Source organism: Bradyrhizobium sp. JR4.1, assembly GCF_040548605.1.
Classification (GTDB): domain Bacteria; phylum Pseudomonadota; class Alphaproteobacteria; order Rhizobiales; family Xanthobacteraceae; genus Bradyrhizobium; species Bradyrhizobium canariense.
Window position 1 is genome coordinate 55,969 of record NZ_JBEPRY010000003.1, and the last position, 16,960, is coordinate 72,928.

The following is a 16,960-nucleotide window of genomic DNA, read 5'->3' on the forward strand; positions in this document are numbered from 1 at the left end:
GAGACAACAATGAAGGCCGCCTGGGCTGCGCTGGTTGCTATTCTCGCTGTTGCAGGCGCCGCGCGCGCCGATGACTATCCCTCGCGTCCGATCACGATCATCGTGCCCTTCGCCGCCGGCGGTCCGTCGGATGCGATGGCACGAGTGCTTGCCGAGCGGATGCGAACGGCGCTCGGCCAGCCGCTGGTGATCGAGAACGTCACTGGCGCGGGCGGCTCGATCGGCGTCGGCCGTGCCGTGCATTCGGCCCCCGACGGCTACACGATCTCGTTCGGCCATCTCGGCACCCACGTTGCCAACGGCGCCGTCTACAAGCTCAATTACGACCTGGTCGCGGACCTCGAGCCGGTGGTGCTGCTGCCGAGCAATCCGATGATCGTCGTCAGCAAGAACGCGGTGCCCGCGACCTCGCTGAAGGAGCTGCTGGACTGGCTGAAGTCGCGGCCTTCGCCGCCGACCGCCGGCACCGCCGGCGCCGGCTCGGGCAGCCACATCGCCGGGGTCTATTTCGAGAGCGTCAGCGGCATCAAGCTGCAATACGTGCCGTATCGCGGCACCGCGCCCGCCCTGAACGATCTCATCGCTGGCCAGATCGACGTCATCGTCGACCAGACCTCGAACTCCATCAACCAGGTCCGCGCCGGCACCATCCGCGCCTATGCCGTCACCGATGACAAACGCCTCGCGTCGGCGCCCGACGTCCCGACGGCGGAGGAGGCGGGCCTGAAGGGTTTCAACATGACGCTCTGGTCCGGCATGTGGGTGCCCAAGGGCACGCCGAAGGCGATCGTCACCAAACTCAATGCCGCAGCCGTGGAAGCGCTGAACGATCCCGGCGTGAAGAAGCAGCTCGAAAGCCAGGGGTTGGAGATGACACCGCAGGATCAGCTCACGCCCGAAGCCCTCGGCGCGCGCCAGAAGGCGGAGATCGCGAAGTGGTGGCCAATCATCAAGGCGGCGAACATCAAGGTGGAGTGAGCGCCGTGTCGCCAGGGCTCGGCGCCGGCGTATCACGTCTCGGTTTGATCGGGGCTGGGCAGGGCCATCCGCAGACATTCAAGCAGAGCGGGCGTGGAGAACGGCTTCGCGAGAAAGCAGATAGCGCCCGCTTTCAGCGCGCGGTCGCGCACGGCATCGTCGGGAAAAGCCGTCATGAAGATGAAGGGCGTGTGGTGGCCGAGGCTGCGCATGTGCGTCAAGAGCTCAAGGCCGCCCATCAACGACATCTGCACATCCGCGATCACGCAGGACGTCGTCTTCAGTTCGGCCGATTGAAGAAATTCGTCAGCGGAGCGAAAGATGTTGACCGTGTATCCCCGCGACGTCAGCAGATTATTGGTCGCAAGGCGGACTGATCGATCATCGTCAATGACGGAAATGGCCAAGGGGATTGACAAGATGATCGCTCCTGATCGGGGAGCCGCCGATCACGGTGCCGCACTTGGCGAAAGTGAGCCCTTGGAGCGAGCTTGAAAAGCATACTTAGGTTTGCACCTTTCCGCCCGGGCGTGAGATTCCGAGCGCCTCCACCATTCTGACGAGATCGGCCAACGACTTGGCGCCCATTTTCCGCATGATCTGCCCACGATAGATCTTGACGGTAATCTCGGCCAATCCAAGCTCGGCCGCGACCTGCTTGTTCATCAGGCCGGATGCCACCAGAGTGAGGATGTCGCGCTGGCGCGCGCTCAAACCCTCGAAGCGGGACCGCACTCCCGCGACCGACTCCTCGGCATTGCGTCGCTTGCGATCCCGTTCGATCGCGGCCCGAACCGCATCCAGCATGTCCTGGTCGCGCACCGGCTTGGTCAAAAAATCGATGGCGCCGCTTTTCATGGCCCTGACGGTCATCGGAATATCACCATGACCGGTGATGAAGATAATGGGCGTGTGAATGTTCGCCTTCGCGAGGTCCGACTGCAGGTCAAAGCCGCTTGAGCCCGGCAGGCGGATGTCGAGCACAAGGCAGCTGGGGACCGCCGGTGGCTTGGCTTCCATGATCTCCGCCGCGGAGCCGAAAGCCTGGACCTTGAGGCCGACGGATTGAAAGAGGTTGGTGAGCGCACGGCGCATCGATGGATCGTCGTCGACGATCAAGACGATCGGATCGTCGGAGCTCGTCTGCACCGTCGCCGCCTTGGGAATGTCGGTCACGACGTGTCCTCGATCGGCAAGGGCAGGGCAATCTGGAATGTTGCTCCGCTTCCGTCATTGGGAAAGGCCGAGAGCCGGCCCGCATGAGCCTCGATGATCGATCGGCAGATCGACAGTCCCATCCCCAGGCCGCTCGGCTTTGTCGTGAAGAAAGGTGTGAAGATGCGCTCGGTCGCGCCGTTGCCGAGGCCGACACCGCGATCGGTCACGGTCAGGAGCATGCGGCCTTCGCCGTGCTCGCTCACCTGGCTGGAGCGGATCGCAAGTTCGCGCGGGCGTTCCACATTGGCGTGCATGGCTTCAATCCCGTTCATGACCAGGTTGATCAGCACCTGCTGGAGCTGGATCCGGTCGCCGCAAACCCTGGGTAGAGCGGACGCCAGCTCCATTCGCATCGACACGGCATGGGTGGCAAGCTCGCGGCGGACGAGCGCCACCGTCTCCCTGACGAGCTGGTTCATGTCGACCGGAGCCATCTCGATCTCGGTCTTCTTCGCAAGCGCTCTGATCCGGCGGATCACCTCGCTGGCGCGATTAGCGTCCTCGACGATCCATTCCACGGAACGGCGCGCGGCATTCAGGTCGGCCGGTTCGCGGTCGAGCCATCCGATGCAGGCATCCGCATTGGAGATCACGGCGGCCAAAGGCTGATTGATCTCATGGGCGATCGAGGCCGTGAGTTCGCCGAGCATCGTGACACGCGTAACGTGAGCAAGCTCGGCTTGCGCCTTGCGCAGTGCTTCTTCGGCCTGCTCGGCGCGGATCGCCGCCGTCACGTCGCTGCTGACGCCACGATAGCCGAGAAAGTTGCCGTTCGCGTCGTGCAAGGGCTTGCCGCTGGTGCGCACGTAGATCGGAGATCCGTTGCGATCCTTGCTTCGGTAGACCAGGTCGCGAAACGGAAGGTGGGCATCGAGTGTCGCGCGATGCCGCTCCCACTTCTCGGGCTCGAGCTCGGCATCGGGCGGAATGTCCCAACGGGCGAGGCCGATCACGCCCGTGGGCACGGGACCGGCCGTGTCGGCATGTTCCGAAATCCGTGTGATACGGTGGTCCGGCCCGCTCTCCCAAAACCAGTCCGAGGCGGTTTCGGCATAGTCGCGAAATCGCTGCTCGGACAGCTTGAGCTCGTCAAAGGCGTTTTGCAGCGCTTGTCTTGCGGCAAACTGCTCGGTGACATCGACGTGGGTGCCGATGATCTCCGTCACATCGCCGTCCCCGCCGACGACGGGATGCCCCTCCGTATGGACGTGTCGTACCGAACCGTCCGGACGCACAATCCGAAAATCAACTTCGAAAGGCTGCTTTTGCCGGATTGCCTGACGTTCCACATCGACGATCCGCTTAAAGTCTTCGGCGAGGATCCGTTGTTGGAAGGCCTGCGCCGACAGATCAATCTGGTCCGGGTTAAATCCGAACAGGCGATAGAGTTCGGCCGATCGGTAAGCGAATTCCTGACGGCGCACGTCCCAGGCCCAGCTGCTCGTATGGCTGAGGCGCTGGGCTTCGGTTAGATAGGCTTCGCTGCGACGCAGTCGCTGTTCGGTTTCCTTTGCCGTAGTGACGTCAGTGACCGCTCCGACAAACTCGATGTGGCCGGATCCATGTCTCACCGCGCGTGCCACGGAATGGAGATATTTGATGGATCCATCGGGCATCAGCAGACGATATTCATGGTCGAAATCGCCGACGTCACGGAAGGCCCGATCAAGGGTCTTGCTGACCGCATTGCGATCTTCCGGATGGATGCGCTGGAAAACAAAATCGAGCGTCGGTTTGACCTGCGGGTCACGTTGGAAGATGCGAAAGGTCTCCCTGGACCAGACGGCCTCGCGGGTTGCCAGGCTCAGGCCGAAGCTGCCGGTGCGGCTCAACTCCTGCGCTTGGGCAAGGTAGGCCTCGCTCTGGCGCAGCGCATCCTCCGCCTCCTTGCGCTGGGTGATGTTTTCGCAGGCGACCAGCACGATCGGCGTGCCGTCGCCGCGCCGCATGGCCTTGGCGTTCTCACGGACCCAGAGAACCGAGCCGTCCTTCCGGATCTTGCGAATCTCCCAGGTGTGCGACTGATCCACGGTTTCCAGGCACAGCCCGACACAGCGACGAACGAAATCGCGGTCCTCTTCGAAAAAGACGTTCAGCACAGATTGGCCGGTCAGTTCGGCCACGCTGTAGCCCAGTTGCGCGGCGCCAAACGTATTCACGTTGAGCACCGTTCCGGCCGGATCGACCATGAAATACATGACCGGATTGTGCTCGAACACTTGTCGCCATTGCTTCACGGCGTCGCGCAGGTCGGCATTGTCCTGCCGCCGGCCCTCTCCAGCCGCAGGTCCGTGTTTCGCTGCATTGCCGAGAGATCGAAGCGCCGCAAGGCCGCCGAGCAGGAATTGCGCGGCCGAATTCCCTAATTTTGCGATCTGGCCAGGCATCATCGCAGGCGTCCCGGCCCGCTTGGGGGCAGGGCGAGTAGAGCACTTTGCGACAGGAGGGGCAATTCCCTCCGACCAAAGCAGGATTCCGAGTCGAGAATTCGCGGGCTCCGTGCAGCTTGCCGCCGTTGCGCCGTCTCGTTGCGGGTAGACGAAACTCCGGAAAATTACCGGACAAACCTATGTATAGGTCGCGCAACCCTAGTCATACGCTGCATTTACCTCCGTACAATTGAGCGGCCCGTCGCATGCGGACTAGTCTCACCGGCAATCCAGTGAAGTCGATCGCGAAGCACGAACCGTCGAGTAGCGCGGCGTCGTGCGCTCAAGAGGCGAGCTTCGCCTCCGCCGGCGTCCGACTTGCCGATGATCTGGCTGGTCACGATTGAGAAGCCGCATTTCGTTGACGAACGTGATGATTGTGCATCAGCGCCCGTGGGGATCCTCGACCGTCAGAGGCGCCCATCAGAGGCCAGGAGGAGAGATCATGTGCGATAAGCCCGAACACTCCGAGCGCCCTTCCGCGGCAAAAAGCTGCGCCGTCTGCAGCGGGAAGTTCGGCCTGATCCGGTATTATTCCTGGCGAGCGCCGCTTTGCTCCCGGAAATGTCTCGATCGCTTCAGGGCGCGCCGCGAACGCGATCGCCGATGGCTGTTTCGGTCTCAGGCGGCGTAAGCACCAGTCACCGGATCCGTCGACACGGTCTACTGCTTTGCGCTCGGAGGTGCCACATGAGGTTCATATTGGTGAACGGCAGGACCCCTTTCCGCAAAACGTTCTGCCTGTGGTGCTGCGAGGAGATCAGCGGCGGCTATCTGCGCGATGCGAAGACGCTGCTGCCCTACTGCGGCTACGAGTGTTACGCGCTTCATGGCGAAGCTGCGCCGCTGATCGAAGGACGCACACGAGCGGCGTCTTGAGCGGATAGGAGAGCGAAACGGGCGGTGGATTTGCCGTCCGGGTGAGAGGGCATCGCTATGAGATTCATGCTCGTCAATCAGGAAGGGCCTCGCCACGGCGGTACCTGCAGCGCGTGCGCGCAACCGTTGGGCGCGAGTTACGTCCGCCATGTGCCCGCTGAGCGGCGGTACTGCGACTATGATTGCTACCGTCGATATCAGCAGACGACGGTGGAAATGCTCTGGCCTTACCGCAGTTCGCTCGAAGCGATCACGGTGTCGAGCTGGAACTGGATACTGCAGACGGGTGCGCTCTCGCGCTCGCTGACGGAAGCATTTCTGCGCGCGTACGAACCCTCTGACCACGGAAGGAGGTGACGGCTCGCCGAACGATGCGGACCCGCGCAGAGAGGTCGGTCGCAGTCACCGCATCCAGCTTCACGCCGCGTCCAGCCCCGGCGTCGCGAAGCTAGGGCGCGGCGGCTGCGGCCGATGCCGTCGGCATCGCGCCCACGTTCGGCGTCGTAACGCGCTGCTCGGACTTCGCCGCGACGACGCTGCTGGCCTCAAACCTCGCACGATAGACCAGCACGTTCTCGATCACGCGCTGGACGTAGTTGCGCGTCTCCGACAGCGGGATGCGCTCGACCCAGTCGACCGGATCGACCTTGGGATCCCTGGGGTCGCCGCGCGCCTGCACCCATTCGCGCACGCGGCCCCGGCCGGCATTATAGCCAGCGAAGGTCATGATCTGATTGCCGCGGTATTCCGACATCAGCGCGCTGAGCTCGGCCGCGCCCATCTGCGTGTTGTAGACGGGATCGGAGACCATCTTGTCCCAGTCATAGGTCAGGCCGAAGCGCTTTGCGGTGTCGCGGCCCGCTTCCGGCGTCACCTGCATCAACCCGACTGCGTTGGCGGCCGATTTGTCGCGCTGGTCGAACGAGCTTTCGGTGCGCGCCACCGAATAGATCACGCTGGGGTCGATCGCGGGCGCGACCTGCTTATGTTCAGGGATGCCGATGGTCGGGAAGGCGTAGTGATCGAGTGCGAGCCCGCGCGCCAGCGCCGACTTGCCGACCTCCAGCATCACGCGCGCATCGTTGCGCCGGCCGGCGAGCTCGCCGAGGGCTTCGAGCGCCGCCACGTCGGTGCTCTCCTTGGCGAAATCCTCGGCGTAGTAAAACACCATGTCGCGCTCACCGACGCCGTAGAGCATGTCGGCGGCGCGCACGCGCTCGTCCGCGGGCGGCGTGTCGACTGCTGCCAGCACGGGCGAGGGCGCGCGCAGTTCGATGCGGTCGAGGCCGAGCCTGGCGCGGGCGAGCTGGCCGTAATAGGCGGTCGGATAGCGCGCCGCGGCCTGATAGCTCAGGCGCGCATCGGCGGTTGCGTTCATCGCCTCCGCCGCGCGACCGCGCCAATAATGCGCGCGCGACAGCGCGATCGGGTTGGCCGAGCCTTCGTCGATCGCGGCGAAATGCGTCATCGCCGCCTTGGGATCATCGAGATAGCGCAGCGCGATCCACCCGCACATGAAGTGATAGTCGACGCGATAGACTTCCATCGCGGGCACGGCCGCCGAGCGCACCACGTCGTAGGCGGTTTTGAACTTGCCCTGGTCGAGCAGCTTTCGCGCGAGCAGGCGGCGCTCGCGCCACCAGGCGTCGGTGTCTTGCGCCGCCATCGTATCGGGCGCGGCGGCCAGGATCACCTCGGCCGCGTCGTCGATGCGGTCATTCTGGAGATGCCATTGCGCGCGGCACAGCACATAGCCGAGGTCGCGGCGCGCCTCGGCCGAGACGTCCTCGAGGTAATCCTTGGCCTTGCTGGCCTTGCCGGTGACGGCGGCGCAGGCCTTGACGATCGCGAGCGCATCCTCGCCGAGCCGCTTGGCTGCGCGCCGCGCACCTGCGTAGTCCTTGGCGCCGAGGCGCTTGTCCATGCGGGCACGATGATCCTCGGTGGTCAGGAGATCGCGAAACGCTTCGTAGGAATCTTCCTCGCTGCGTTCGGACAATTCGTCCGTGCGCCAGGCATCGCGCACCAGACGCTCGGCCCGGTCGCTGTCGCCCTCGGTCATCAGCACGCGGGCGAGTGCGAACTTGCCCTTGGCGCTGGTCGGCCGGTCCATCGTGAATTTGTGCACGGTCGCCGCGTCGGCCTTCTCCTGCCACAGCCGCGCCTCGGCGCGGCGGCGGAGCAGCGCGCTGCTCGGCCAGTCCGGATTGGCGGCGAGGAAGGCGGCGTAGCGCTTGAAATTGGCCGTGCTTTCGGAATGGCGCAGCATGAACCAGTCGGCGAGCTTCTGCCCCGCCGGGTCAGCAATGCGGTCGCGCGCCGCGCTCGCGTCCTCGGTCTTGCCCTTCCGCGCGAGATCGATGGCATCCTTCAGCGCGGCGAGATCGCCAGTCAGTGGCGGGGCTGCCGGATTGTCCGAGGGCGCGTCGTCCTGCTTCTTCGAGTTGCGTTTGGCCTCGGCACGTTTGCCGTGCCGCGCCTTGCTGGCGGAGGCGTGGCGCTGCTTGCCGGCTTTCGCCTCATGCGTCTTCTTCGGCGCGGACGATTTCTGACTGCTCTTCGCTGCCAGCTCGGTAGGGATGAAGGCCAAAGCGGCCACGGCAACGACACACGCGAGCGAGCGTAGGCACTGGTTCATTCCGTGGTCCCCCTGCGAAACCAGTACAAACCAAAGTCCGCGACGAGATGCGGCTCGAGAATCAAAACGGCGTCAAAAATGGTGACACGACGTCGTTTCGCATCTTGAAGCTGTTCCAACAATGCGGCGAAATACGGATGGAGCGAGGGAACTTGTGCAACGGAGGGTCGAGCGGGTTTTCTTTAACCTTCATTAACGAACAAGGCTCGCGCGACGGTTGCGGCGGTTCAGGACGCCACAAGCGGCCAAATTGCGAGTATTCCCGGCGGCAAATCCGTTGTATTGGTTCCAAGGCCTTTCCCCTTCAGCCCATTGTCCCGCGCCCATGCCGATTTTCAACCAGTCGATCCGGCGCAAGATCGTCGGGATTGCGCTCGGCCTCATCATCCTGATGGTCGTCACCGCGATCCTGTCGATGGTGATGTCGAGCCGCGTCGGCCATCTTCTGGATGAGCTGACCGCCCGGTATATTCCGGCTTACGGCCACCTGGCGCGGTCCAATGTGCGTTCGTTGGAGCGGGCGCTGGCGATGCGGCGCATGGTGATCGCCAAAATGCAAACGCCGCCGGACGAGGAGGGCTTTGCGGCGCGGCTGAAGATCTTCAGGGAAACGGACGCCCAGGTCGAGCAGGAGGCCGAAGCCGCGCGAAAGCTGATCAACGCGATCATCAACGATGAGAGCACACCGTCGGACAACGCGGCACTCGCCCGCATCGAGACGCGCATCGAGAATGCAGTCAAGGAGCTTCGCCGCGAACTCGACGAGGAGGACGCCAAGCTGCTCCGGCTGCTCGATGACAAGGACTTTGCGGGCGCGCGCGACGTGCTCGTCCATGTGGAGGCGCTACGCGACCTCTTCACCCAGCGGATCGACGCGATCCGAGCCGACATGCTCTCGCAGGTGTTCGTGAGCACCGCCCAGGTCATCCGCCATCAGCGCCAGGCGATCATCGTCTCGGGCATCGTGACCATCCTCGCGGCGATCGTCGGACTTGCCTTTGCGATCATGGTCTCCACCGGGATCACGCGACCGGTCCGGCTGCTGCTGGCCGGCACCCGCGAGGTCGAGGCAGGCCATTTCGACAAGACTATCAGCGTCTCGACCCAGGACGAGATCGGAGAGCTCGCTGCCGCCTTCAACCGCATGGTCGAGCAGTTGCGCCAGAACGAGCGCATCCGCGAGACTTTCGGCCGCTATATCGATCCCAAGGTGGTTCAGGGCCTGATAGACCGGCCGGAGGTCGCCATCGACGGCCAGCGCCGGGTCATGACCATCATGTTCTGCGATATGAGCGGCTTCACCTCGATGAGCGAGGGCATGACCCCGCGCGGTCTCGTCAGGGTGATGAACCACTATTTCACCGTCATGTCCGGTCCGATCAGGAGCAACCGAGGCATCATCGACAAATACATCGGCGATGCCATCATGTCCTATTGGGGGCCGCCCTTCATCGAGGAGGAGGAGCAGGCTCAGCTTGCCTGCTTCGCCGCGCTCGACATGGCCGACCAGGTGCCCGCGCTCCAGAAGCAGCTCCCGGATCTCCTCGGCATCCGCGCCATGCCGGTGCCGTGCGATCTGCGCATCGGCATCGCCACCGGCGAGGTTTTGACCGGCAGCATCGGCTCCGAGTTGATGATGAGCTTCACCGTGATGGGCGATGCCGTGAACCTCGCCTCGCGCTTGGAAGCCGTCAACAAGACCTATGGCACCCGCATCCTGATCTCGCAGGCGACGGCGGATGCGATCGGCTCACAGCTCGAATTGCGCGAGGTCGATCGTCTTGCGGTCGCCGGCCAAAGCGTGCCGCAAACGATTTTCGAGGTGATGGGCCGGGCAGGCGCGCTGACTGCCGCGCATGAGAGTCTGCGTTCGCACTACGCCGAAGGCCTCGCGGCCTATCGCGCCCGCCGCTTCGACGAGGCCCGTGCCGCCTTCAACGCGGCACTTGAAGCCGTCCCCGGCGACGGCCCCTCGCGCGCACTGCTTGCCCGCATTGCGCAATTCGAGGCCAATCCGCCGGGCGAGGGTTGGGACGGCGCATGGCGGTTGGAGCAGAAATAGCCGGCCGCGCGGAAAAATTGATTCTACTCGATAACGATGTTCGCTGTGACCTATTTCCCGGGCTTAGGTTTGATGTCCTTGAGGCGTTTGACGGGGACACGCCGATGACAGAACTTGAGAACAGGCTCGAACGGTTCGAGACGCTCACCGCCGAATGCGAGCTGATCGCCAGGCTGGCCACCGACAGCACCAAGCGCGAGTTTTATCTGAAGCTATCGGAGCAGTACCGCCAATTGGCCGTGGACATGCGGCAGGCCATCGCGAGCAAGGCTGCGGCCTGACGCCGGCAATCCGTTCTTAACACTTGGCGCGCATCCTCAATGCAGAAGCGGGGACGCCTGCGGCGATTTCCGCTGTGGAAATGCCGAGGCTCGCTGCGGTGCAGCGCGCCTCGCGAGATTGTTTTGTCGTGCCTCACAGGGCGATCCCATGCGCCTCCTCGCGGTCATCATGTTTGGACTCATGACGGCAGCCTGCAACCAGGAGCAGGACATCACCGGCTCGACCCCAGTCTGCGCGATGCGGAACTACAGCTCCTTCAATCCCCGCGACATGACCCAATGCGTTGCCGCCTGCAAGGCGTGCGACCACGGCAACACGGTCACCTGCACCACGTCGTGCACGCTCAAGGGCGCCCATTGAGCCGCTCCGCCTCCTGGTTCGGGGCCGACGGTGTCTTGACGGTTCCTTGACGGTGTCCTTGGCGGTGTCTCGGCACCGGAACGATTCACATGGATTAATCATTGAAGGGATGGCAGGACGCGGAGTCCTTTGGAATGGGTATGCTCGATCCCGGTCGGTTCCTGGTGTCATGCTCTCACTGCGCAGCCTGGCCGATGGCCGCCAATGTAAAACGTTCGAGCTTGTCGGCTTCGCCGAACGAGGTCCGCTTCGTGTGCCCGCGTTGCCGCCACGAGGAGACCGCGATCATCTCCGCCTCCGGCGAGTTGACGCCGATCCGGCGCGTCGACGTCCCGCCGCGCGACGTCACCGCGGCCTGGGCTCAAGCCCAGCGCGCAAGAGGGCGAGCGTAGCCGGCCCGTTCTAGGACAAGAGGGCGCGTTACCATCTCTCACGACCTCCGATGGGGCAGTTGGAACTGTCGCGGGAGGCGATCCAACCAATGCAATGTGCTAGGATCGCCGGCAGGAGTTCATCCATGCCCCGTCAGATCCTGCCCTCTCACGGCGACCGTTTCCGTCTGTACCCGGTTGCGCCGCGGCTTGCGCCGCTGTTCGGCTTCGCGCTGCTGACGGTGTCATGCGCGCTGGCAAGCTTTGCATTCGCCTGCGCCACGCCATTTGCCGCTTTCGCGGTTGTCGCCGCCGCGATGCTGCCGCTGCGTCCGGCGCTGCTCGTCGTCACCGGCGCCTGGCTGGTCAACCAGACCATCGGTTTCGGCGTGCTGCACTATCCGATCGACACCAGCACCATCGCCTGGGGCTTCGTCATCGGCGCGGCTGCGCTGCTATCGACCGCAGCCGCATCGACGGTCCTCCGTAGGCTGCCACGAGGCCGCACGCCGCTGATGCTGGCGATTGCGTTCGCTGCCGCCTACGCGGTCTACGAGTTCGCGCTGCTTGCCGCGACGCCGGTCCTCGGCGGCGAGGGCGCCTTCACCGCCGCCATCGTTGCGCGCATCGGGCTGACCAGCGCCGTCTGGCTCGCCGGCCTCGTTGCCGCCTGTGAGATCGTCCGCCTGGTCGATCCGTTCGGCCGTGCGACGCGGAACGCGTAGGCGCCTCCAAGGCTTTAAGGTCCGGTCATGGCGATGACCGGACCCAGCGCCGTAAGGCGACCGCTGTCCAGACCGTCTCGACAAACCCAAACGGCCAGGTCCCCTGGAAAAAGCCATAGACCGCGCTGAGCGCGCAGGCTGCCGCGAAGGCCAGCACAAAATGCGGTCCGCGCGGCTCGAGCGCGTAGAACAACAGCATCGCACTGACCGACAGCAGTCCGAAGATCGTGATTGCGTCCATCAGCCGGCCGGAGGCTTCGGCTTCTTGGCGACACCGAGGGCCTGGAAGACAGCGGGCCCCATCACTGGCCACAGCGCGGCCGTCGCGGTCAGAACGGTCGCGGCGCACATTGCAGCCAGCACGGACGATCGGATTTTCAAGCCGCGCGTCCGCGATCGCCAGACGATCCAGCCCCAGGCGCAGATCACGACGGCGATGGACAGTATCGTCATCAGCCCGTGCGCATGGTCGAACACGGCGATCAGGCTGCCTGCACTGGCGAGCACGACAGCGGGCAGGGTAAAGGGAAGCACACAGCACGCCGTGCAGGCTACAGCGACAACCGCGGCCGCGACCGCCGTGCCGGCGGCCTTGCCGCCTCCTGGTTCGGTCCCTGGTTCGATCTTGGCCGCGCAGCCGCATCCTGGCGACGTCTCGGACGGAAGGTTGCAGGACGGTCCTATAACGCTCATGTGATTCTCCTCATACTTGTGCGCCACGGACCGGATCGCTACGCCCTCAAGCCACTTGAGGTTCAAGCGAAAAGTGAGAGCTCCATGAGAATTGGCGTCCTCGCCAAGGCGGCCGGCGTTTCGGTTCCCACCATCCGCTATTGCGAGAGCATCGGTCTTCTGACGCCGTCAGCGCGCCAGGGCGGCCAGCGCGTCTACGGCGGAGAGGCTTTCAAGGCACTCAGTCTCATCCGGCACTGCCGCGAACTGGACTTCTCCATCGACGAGACGCGCGACATCCTCGCATCGGTTCAGCGGCGCTTGCCCTGTAGCGATACGAAGACATTTGCGGAGAAGCATCTCGGATCGATCAGGAAGAAAATTGCGGAGCTGCGGGCACTGGAAGCGACCGTGGCCGCGCTGGTCAGCGGTTGCGAGACGACGTGCTGCGGCAGCGCCGCGCCGGATTGCGTGATCCTGCAGCCCGGATGCGGGGCCGCGTGATCCCGGGTCGCCTTGATCTGACTTTCACGATGCAGTCGCCGTGACCCGTCGGGCAAAACACCCGACCATTTCTTGACATGCTCGTGTCAAGACGGTGTGTCTAAAATATTCCACTTTACCGAAATTCGGAAACGGCGTATGTGTCGGTCATCCCGGCTCATCCTTGAGGGGCGATCTCGTTGTCGTCTTGATTGCGAGCCGGGCTTGCGGTGGACGCGGCAGCGTCGGCATGAGAGGTGCGGGCAGTGCGGGTAGTCCCTGTGAGCCCGTGGCCACGTGCGGACGAGCGGCGCTGTGAAGTTCGTCTCGTCGGTATTTCGATGGCTACGTGCACGAGGCCGTCGAACCCTGCGGCGAAATGGCGAATGCGCGTACGGCAAAACCGTGTGGTCCTGGCCGTCGTTGCTACGGTCAAGCTGTCGCGGAGGTGTGTGCGAGCCCAACCGGGCAGACAGCATCATCCAATTCGCGAGGCGAGGGAGGCCAGAAGGAAAGTTCGGCTCCCGGGAGAGCACGGCATAAGCCGTCCAACCATCGCGCAGGGAAGGCCGAGTGATTGGCTACACCTGTATGCTGCTGTGCGGTTTTCCTGCGTGTGCTTTTCGCGCAGCGGACCGCGGGTGCGAGGTCAGCACCCGGCCTTCCCTGCGCCCTCTTGGACAAGAGGGTGAAGCGACAAAGCAAAGCTCGGGCGAATTGCGCCGCGAGGATGCGATGGTGTGTCTTCAAGCTGAGTCTGCACTGGAGGAAGGCGATGCCGCCCCTCGCTCCGTCATTGCGAGCGCAGCGAAGCAATCCAGTCTGCCGCCGCGGAGGGATTCTGGATTGCTTCGCTTCGCTCGCAATGACGCTTTGAGAGAGTGTGCGCCACACTCAACCCTTGAGTCTCCGATGCGCAGCGCAGAGGCCTTTGCAGCGCGTAGGGGCACGCGCGGGGGATGATGAAGGCGCCGACTCACCTTGGCTGCGCCTCGTCGTCGCGCCTGAGTTGCGGTGCGGGCATCGACTGGCCTGAAGTTGTGGATTGTCCTCCCGCCGGGGGTATCGCAGTAAGCTAAATCGTGTCCTCCAGGCCACGATTGTGCCGTCCGCGCAACACCCGTCACGGATTTAACCATCATCTCTGTCCGTTCCCATCAACGCCGCTTTTTGGCCACACCCGAACATGAATAAAATCACTCGAATGTTTTAGCGGCAGCGGTGGTCCTGGAAGGCGACGGAAATCCCCAAGGTCGATTCAAAAGGTCGATTCAAATCTTGGCACTGATTTTTCGGGTCTGAAAGGGTTCGCCGGGGAAACTGGTTTGCGATGGACGCGAAGAGCAACATCAAGCAGAGGCTGCCGAGCCGTCACGTGACGGAAGGCCCTGCGCGCGCGCCCCATCGGTCCTACCTCTACGCCATGGGTCTGACCACCGACCAGATCCACCAGCCCTTCGTCGGCGTCGCCTCGTGTTGGAACGAGGCCGCGCCCTGCAACATCTCCCTGATGCGCCAGGCGCAGGCGGTGAAGAAGGGCGTCGCATCCGCCGGAGGCACGCCGCGCGAATTCTGCACCATCACCGTGACCGACGGCATCGCCATGGGCCATGACGGCATGCGCTCCTCGCTGCCGTCGCGCGAATGCATCGCCGATTCCGTCGAGCTGACGATCCGCGGTCACGCCTATGACGCCCTCGTTGGCCTGGCCGGCTGCGACAAGTCGCTGCCGGGCATGATGATGGCGATGGTCCGCCTCAACGTGCCCTCGATCTTCATCTATGGCGGCTCGATCCTGCCCGGCAATTTCCGGGGCCAGCAGGTCACCGTGCAAGACATGTTCGAAGCCGTCGGCAAGCACTCGGTCGGCGCAATGTCCGACGAGGACCTCGACGAGATCGAGCGCGTGGCGTGCCCCTCGGCGGGTGCCTGCGGCGCGCAGTTCACCGCCAACACGATGGCGACCGTCTCCGAGGCGATCGGGCTGGCGCTGCCGTACTCGGCCGGTGCTCCGGCCCCCTATGAAATTCGCGACGCCTTCTGCATGACCGCGGGCGAGCAGGTCATGGAGCTGATCGCCCAAAACATCCGGCCACGCGACATCGTCACTCGCAAGGCGCTGGAGAATGCCGCCGCCGTGGTCGCCGCGTCGGGCGGCTCGACCAATGCTGCACTGCACCTGCCAGCAATCGCGCACGAGTGCGGCATCAAGTTCGACCTGTTCGACGTCGCCGAAATCTTCAAAAAGACACCGTACGTCGCGGATTTGAAGCCGGGCGGCCGTTATGTCGCCAAAGACATGTTTGAAGTAGGTGGCATACCGCTTCTGATGAAGACGCTGCTCGACAACGGATTTCTCCACGGTGACTGCATGACCGTCACCGGTCGAACGATCGCCGAAAACCTCAAAAGCGTGAAGTGGAATCCGCACCAGGACGTGGTGCACCCGGCAGACAAACCCATCACCGTCACCGGCGGTGTGGTCGGTCTGAAGGGCAATCTGGCGCCAGAAGGTGCGATCGTGAAAGTCGCGGGAATGTCCAACCTCAGGTTCACCGGTCCGGCCAGGTGCTTCGACCGTGAGGAGGATGCTTTCGAGGCCGTCCAGCAGCGCACCTACCGCGAAGGCGAAGTCATCGTGATCCGCTACGAGGGGCCCAAGGGCGGTCCCGGCATGCGGGAAATGCTCCAGACCACCGCGGCGCTGACCGGCCAGGGCATGGGCGGCAAGATCGCGCTCATCACCGACGGCCGCTTCTCGGGCGCCACCCGCGGCTTCTGCATCGGCCATGTCGGGCCGGAAGCCGCCATCGGCGGCCCCATCGGGCTGCTCGAGGACGGCGATATCATCGAGATCGACGCGGTCGCCGGTACCCTTAACGTAAAATTGAGCGACCAGGAGCTTGCCCAGCGCAAGACCAAATGGACCGCTCGCGCGACTAACCACACGACGGGCGCGCTCTGGAAATATGCTCAGCAGGTTGGACCAGCGGTCGGTGGGGCAGTGACCCATCCGGGCGGCGCGCACGAGAAACAGTGCTATGCGGACATCTAGGCGTACCATCGTTGCGTTTGTGTTGGGGGCTACCGCGCTGGCCGCGCCGGCGCTCGCCTTTGACGGCGCACCCGTCAGCCAGAAGGATGCGACCATCCCGGTGGTCACGACCTTGCCGGGCGCAGCAGGCAAGGTGCGCAATGTACCGCCAGTCGTGCCCCAGGAAACCTCGCTCAGCGCCCTGCAATATGCCGCGGAAGGGGGCCACCCCATCGCGCAGTGGAAGCTCGGCCGCATGTATGCCAATGGCGACGGCGTCGCCCAGGACGATGTTCGTGCGTTCGAGTATTTCACCCGGATCGCCAACGCGCACGCCGAGGACAGCCCGTCGGCGCCGCAGGCGCAGATCGTCGCCAACGCCTTTGTGGCGCTCGGCCGCTATTATCTCAGCGGCATCCCGAATTCGAAGGTCAAGCCGGACCAGGAGCGGGCGCGGGAGATGTTCTCCTATGCCGCGTCCTATTTCGGCAACGCGGATGCGCAATACGATCTCGCCCGCCTGTACCTGAAGACACCAGACGCTTCGCGCGAGGATTTCCGCTACGGCGCGCGCTGGCTTGGGCTCGCCGCGCAGAAGGGCCAGCACGAGGCCCAGGCGCTGCTCGGTCAGATGCTGTTCAACGGCGACCGCCTGCCGCGGCAGGCCGCGCGCGGCCTGATGTGGCTGACGCTGGCGCGCGACAGCGCAGGTAGCGACGAGACCTGGATCAAGGAAAACTACAACCGCGCCTTCGCAAAGGCCTCCGACGACGATCGCGCCATGTGCCTGCAGATGCTGGAGCAATGGGTCCAGGGTCGCCGGGAGTGA

At 64.1% G+C, this 16,960-nt stretch carries 16 protein-coding genes; 9 read left to right on the plus strand and 7 right to left on the minus strand.

What is annotated here, in order from left to right:
* Positions 1-9 precede the first annotated feature (9 nt).
* Entirely contained in the window at positions 10-978 is a 969-nt protein-coding gene (locus ABIB90_RS08730) for a tripartite tricarboxylate transporter substrate binding protein BugD (RefSeq protein WP_354170796.1), read from the plus strand.
* Positions 979-1,010: 32 nt separating this feature from the next.
* On the opposite strand, the gene ABIB90_RS08735 is transcribed toward ABIB90_RS08730, so the two are convergent.
* From ABIB90_RS08735 to ABIB90_RS08745, 3 genes are all read right to left on the minus strand, one after another.
* A complete protein-coding gene (locus ABIB90_RS08735; RefSeq protein WP_354170798.1) occupies positions 1,011-1,397 on the minus strand; it encodes a response regulator transcription factor in 387 nt (128 codons plus the stop codon).
* Positions 1,398-1,482: 85 nt separating this feature from the next.
* Positions 1,483-2,154, minus strand: coding sequence for a response regulator transcription factor (locus tag ABIB90_RS08740; RefSeq protein WP_007590631.1), 672 nt, complete (start codon positions 2,152-2,154; stop codon positions 1,483-1,485).
* Entirely contained in the window at positions 2,151-4,586 is a 2,436-nt protein-coding gene (locus ABIB90_RS08745) for a PAS domain S-box protein (RefSeq protein ID WP_354170801.1), read from the minus strand. The genes ABIB90_RS08740 and ABIB90_RS08745 overlap by 4 nt, the downstream gene beginning before the upstream one ends.
* A 729-nt stretch (positions 4,587-5,315) precedes the next feature.
* Here ABIB90_RS08745 and ABIB90_RS08750 point away from each other — a divergent pair.
* On the plus strand, positions 5,316-5,504 hold the full coding sequence (locus ABIB90_RS08750) for a hypothetical protein (protein WP_007590634.1): 189 nt from the start codon (positions 5,316-5,318) through the stop codon (positions 5,502-5,504).
* 448 nt (positions 5,505-5,952) lie between these two features.
* On the opposite strand, the gene ABIB90_RS08755 is transcribed toward ABIB90_RS08750, so the two are convergent.
* The gene (locus tag ABIB90_RS08755) at positions 5,953-8,142 is read right to left on the minus strand and encodes a lytic transglycosylase domain-containing protein (protein ID WP_354170803.1); all 2,190 of its coding nucleotides are present in this window, start codon (positions 8,140-8,142) and stop codon (positions 5,953-5,955) included.
* Between the two features lie 325 nt (positions 8,143-8,467).
* Here ABIB90_RS08755 and ABIB90_RS08760 point away from each other — a divergent pair, with 325 nt between their 5' ends.
* From ABIB90_RS08760 to ABIB90_RS08770, 3 genes are all read left to right on the plus strand, one after another.
* Positions 8,468-10,204, plus strand: coding sequence for an adenylate/guanylate cyclase domain-containing protein (locus ABIB90_RS08760; RefSeq protein WP_354170805.1), 1,737 nt, complete (start codon positions 8,468-8,470; stop codon positions 10,202-10,204).
* Positions 10,205-10,308: 104 nt separating this feature from the next.
* Positions 10,309-10,485: a hypothetical protein gene (locus ABIB90_RS08765; RefSeq protein WP_007590638.1), complete on the plus strand. Its 177-nt coding sequence runs from the start codon at positions 10,309-10,311 to the stop codon at positions 10,483-10,485.
* A gap of 148 nt (positions 10,486-10,633) precedes the next feature.
* The gene (locus ABIB90_RS08770; protein ID WP_007590639.1) at positions 10,634-10,846 is read left to right on the plus strand and encodes a hypothetical protein; all 213 of its coding nucleotides are present in this window, start codon (positions 10,634-10,636) and stop codon (positions 10,844-10,846) included.
* A gap of 175 nt (positions 10,847-11,021) precedes the next feature.
* Here the strand turns inward: ABIB90_RS08770 and ABIB90_RS08775 are convergent, their stop codons facing one another.
* Positions 11,022-11,195: a hypothetical protein gene (locus ABIB90_RS08775; RefSeq protein ID WP_354200656.1), complete on the minus strand. Its 174-nt coding sequence runs from the start codon at positions 11,193-11,195 to the stop codon at positions 11,022-11,024.
* Positions 11,196-11,363: 168 nt separating this feature from the next.
* Between ABIB90_RS08775 and ABIB90_RS08780 the strand changes: the two genes are divergently transcribed.
* Positions 11,364-11,942, plus strand: a complete 579-nt coding sequence (locus ABIB90_RS08780) for a hypothetical protein (RefSeq protein ID WP_354170810.1) — start codon at positions 11,364-11,366, stop codon at positions 11,940-11,942.
* Positions 11,943-11,967: 25 nt separating this feature from the next.
* On the opposite strand, the gene ABIB90_RS08785 is transcribed toward ABIB90_RS08780, so the two are convergent.
* Both ABIB90_RS08785 and ABIB90_RS08790 read right to left on the minus strand, forming a co-directional pair.
* Positions 11,968-12,183: a hypothetical protein gene (locus ABIB90_RS08785; protein ID WP_354170812.1), complete on the minus strand. Its 216-nt coding sequence runs from the start codon at positions 12,181-12,183 to the stop codon at positions 11,968-11,970.
* Positions 12,183-12,635: a hypothetical protein gene (locus tag ABIB90_RS08790; RefSeq protein WP_354170814.1), complete on the minus strand. Its 453-nt coding sequence runs from the start codon at positions 12,633-12,635 to the stop codon at positions 12,183-12,185. Before ABIB90_RS08790 ends, ABIB90_RS08785 begins: the two co-directional genes overlap by 1 nt.
* Before the next feature lie 84 nt (positions 12,636-12,719).
* Between ABIB90_RS08790 and ABIB90_RS08795 the strand changes: the two genes are divergently transcribed.
* The 3 genes from ABIB90_RS08795 (at position 12,720) to ABIB90_RS08805 (ending at position 16,960) form a co-directional block, all read left to right on the plus strand.
* Positions 12,720-13,118 carry a MerR family DNA-binding protein gene (locus tag ABIB90_RS08795; protein ID WP_354170816.1) on the plus strand — a complete coding sequence of 133 codons (399 nt, stop codon included), beginning with the start codon at positions 12,720-12,722 and terminating at the stop codon, positions 13,116-13,118.
* 1,309 nt (positions 13,119-14,427) lie between these two features.
* Positions 14,428-16,152, plus strand: a complete 1,725-nt coding sequence (gene ilvD / locus ABIB90_RS08800; protein ID WP_354160951.1) for a dihydroxy-acid dehydratase — start codon at positions 14,428-14,430, stop codon at positions 16,150-16,152.
* Positions 16,139-16,960, plus strand: coding sequence for a tetratricopeptide repeat protein (locus tag ABIB90_RS08805; RefSeq protein ID WP_007590646.1), 822 nt, complete (start codon positions 16,139-16,141; stop codon positions 16,958-16,960). Before ilvD ends, ABIB90_RS08805 begins: the two co-directional genes overlap by 14 nt.

What these genes read in the sequence shown, in the direction of transcription:
- ABIB90_RS08780 (WP_354170810.1), top strand. Translation starts at nt 11,364, where the DNA reads ATGCCCCGTCAGATCCTGCCCTCTCACGGCGACCGTTTCCGTCTGTAC.
- ABIB90_RS08755 (WP_354170803.1), bottom strand. Translation starts at nt 8,142, where the DNA reads ATGAACCAGTGCCTACGCTCGCTCGCGTGTGTCGTTGCCGTGGCCGCT.
- ABIB90_RS08805 (WP_007590646.1), top strand. Translation starts at nt 16,139, where the DNA reads ATGCGGACATCTAGGCGTACCATCGTTGCGTTTGTGTTGGGGGCTACC.
- ABIB90_RS08750 (WP_007590634.1), top strand. Translation starts at nt 5,316, where the DNA reads ATGAGGTTCATATTGGTGAACGGCAGGACCCCTTTCCGCAAAACGTTC.
- ilvD (WP_354160951.1), top strand. Translation starts at nt 14,428, where the DNA reads ATGGACGCGAAGAGCAACATCAAGCAGAGGCTGCCGAGCCGTCACGTG.
- ABIB90_RS08790 (WP_354170814.1), bottom strand. Translation starts at nt 12,635, where the DNA reads ATGAGCGTTATAGGACCGTCCTGCAACCTTCCGTCCGAGACGTCGCCA.
- ABIB90_RS08785 (WP_354170812.1), bottom strand. Translation starts at nt 12,183, where the DNA reads ATGGACGCAATCACGATCTTCGGACTGCTGTCGGTCAGTGCGATGCTG.
- ABIB90_RS08770 (WP_007590639.1), top strand. Translation starts at nt 10,634, where the DNA reads ATGCGCCTCCTCGCGGTCATCATGTTTGGACTCATGACGGCAGCCTGC.
- ABIB90_RS08765 (WP_007590638.1), top strand. Translation starts at nt 10,309, where the DNA reads ATGACAGAACTTGAGAACAGGCTCGAACGGTTCGAGACGCTCACCGCC.
- ABIB90_RS08795 (WP_354170816.1), top strand. Translation starts at nt 12,720, where the DNA reads ATGAGAATTGGCGTCCTCGCCAAGGCGGCCGGCGTTTCGGTTCCCACC.
- ABIB90_RS08760 (WP_354170805.1), top strand. Translation starts at nt 8,468, where the DNA reads ATGCCGATTTTCAACCAGTCGATCCGGCGCAAGATCGTCGGGATTGCG.
- ABIB90_RS08745 (WP_354170801.1), bottom strand. Translation starts at nt 4,586, where the DNA reads ATGATGCCTGGCCAGATCGCAAAATTAGGGAATTCGGCCGCGCAATTC.
- ABIB90_RS08730 (WP_354170796.1), top strand. Translation starts at nt 10, where the DNA reads ATGAAGGCCGCCTGGGCTGCGCTGGTTGCTATTCTCGCTGTTGCAGGC.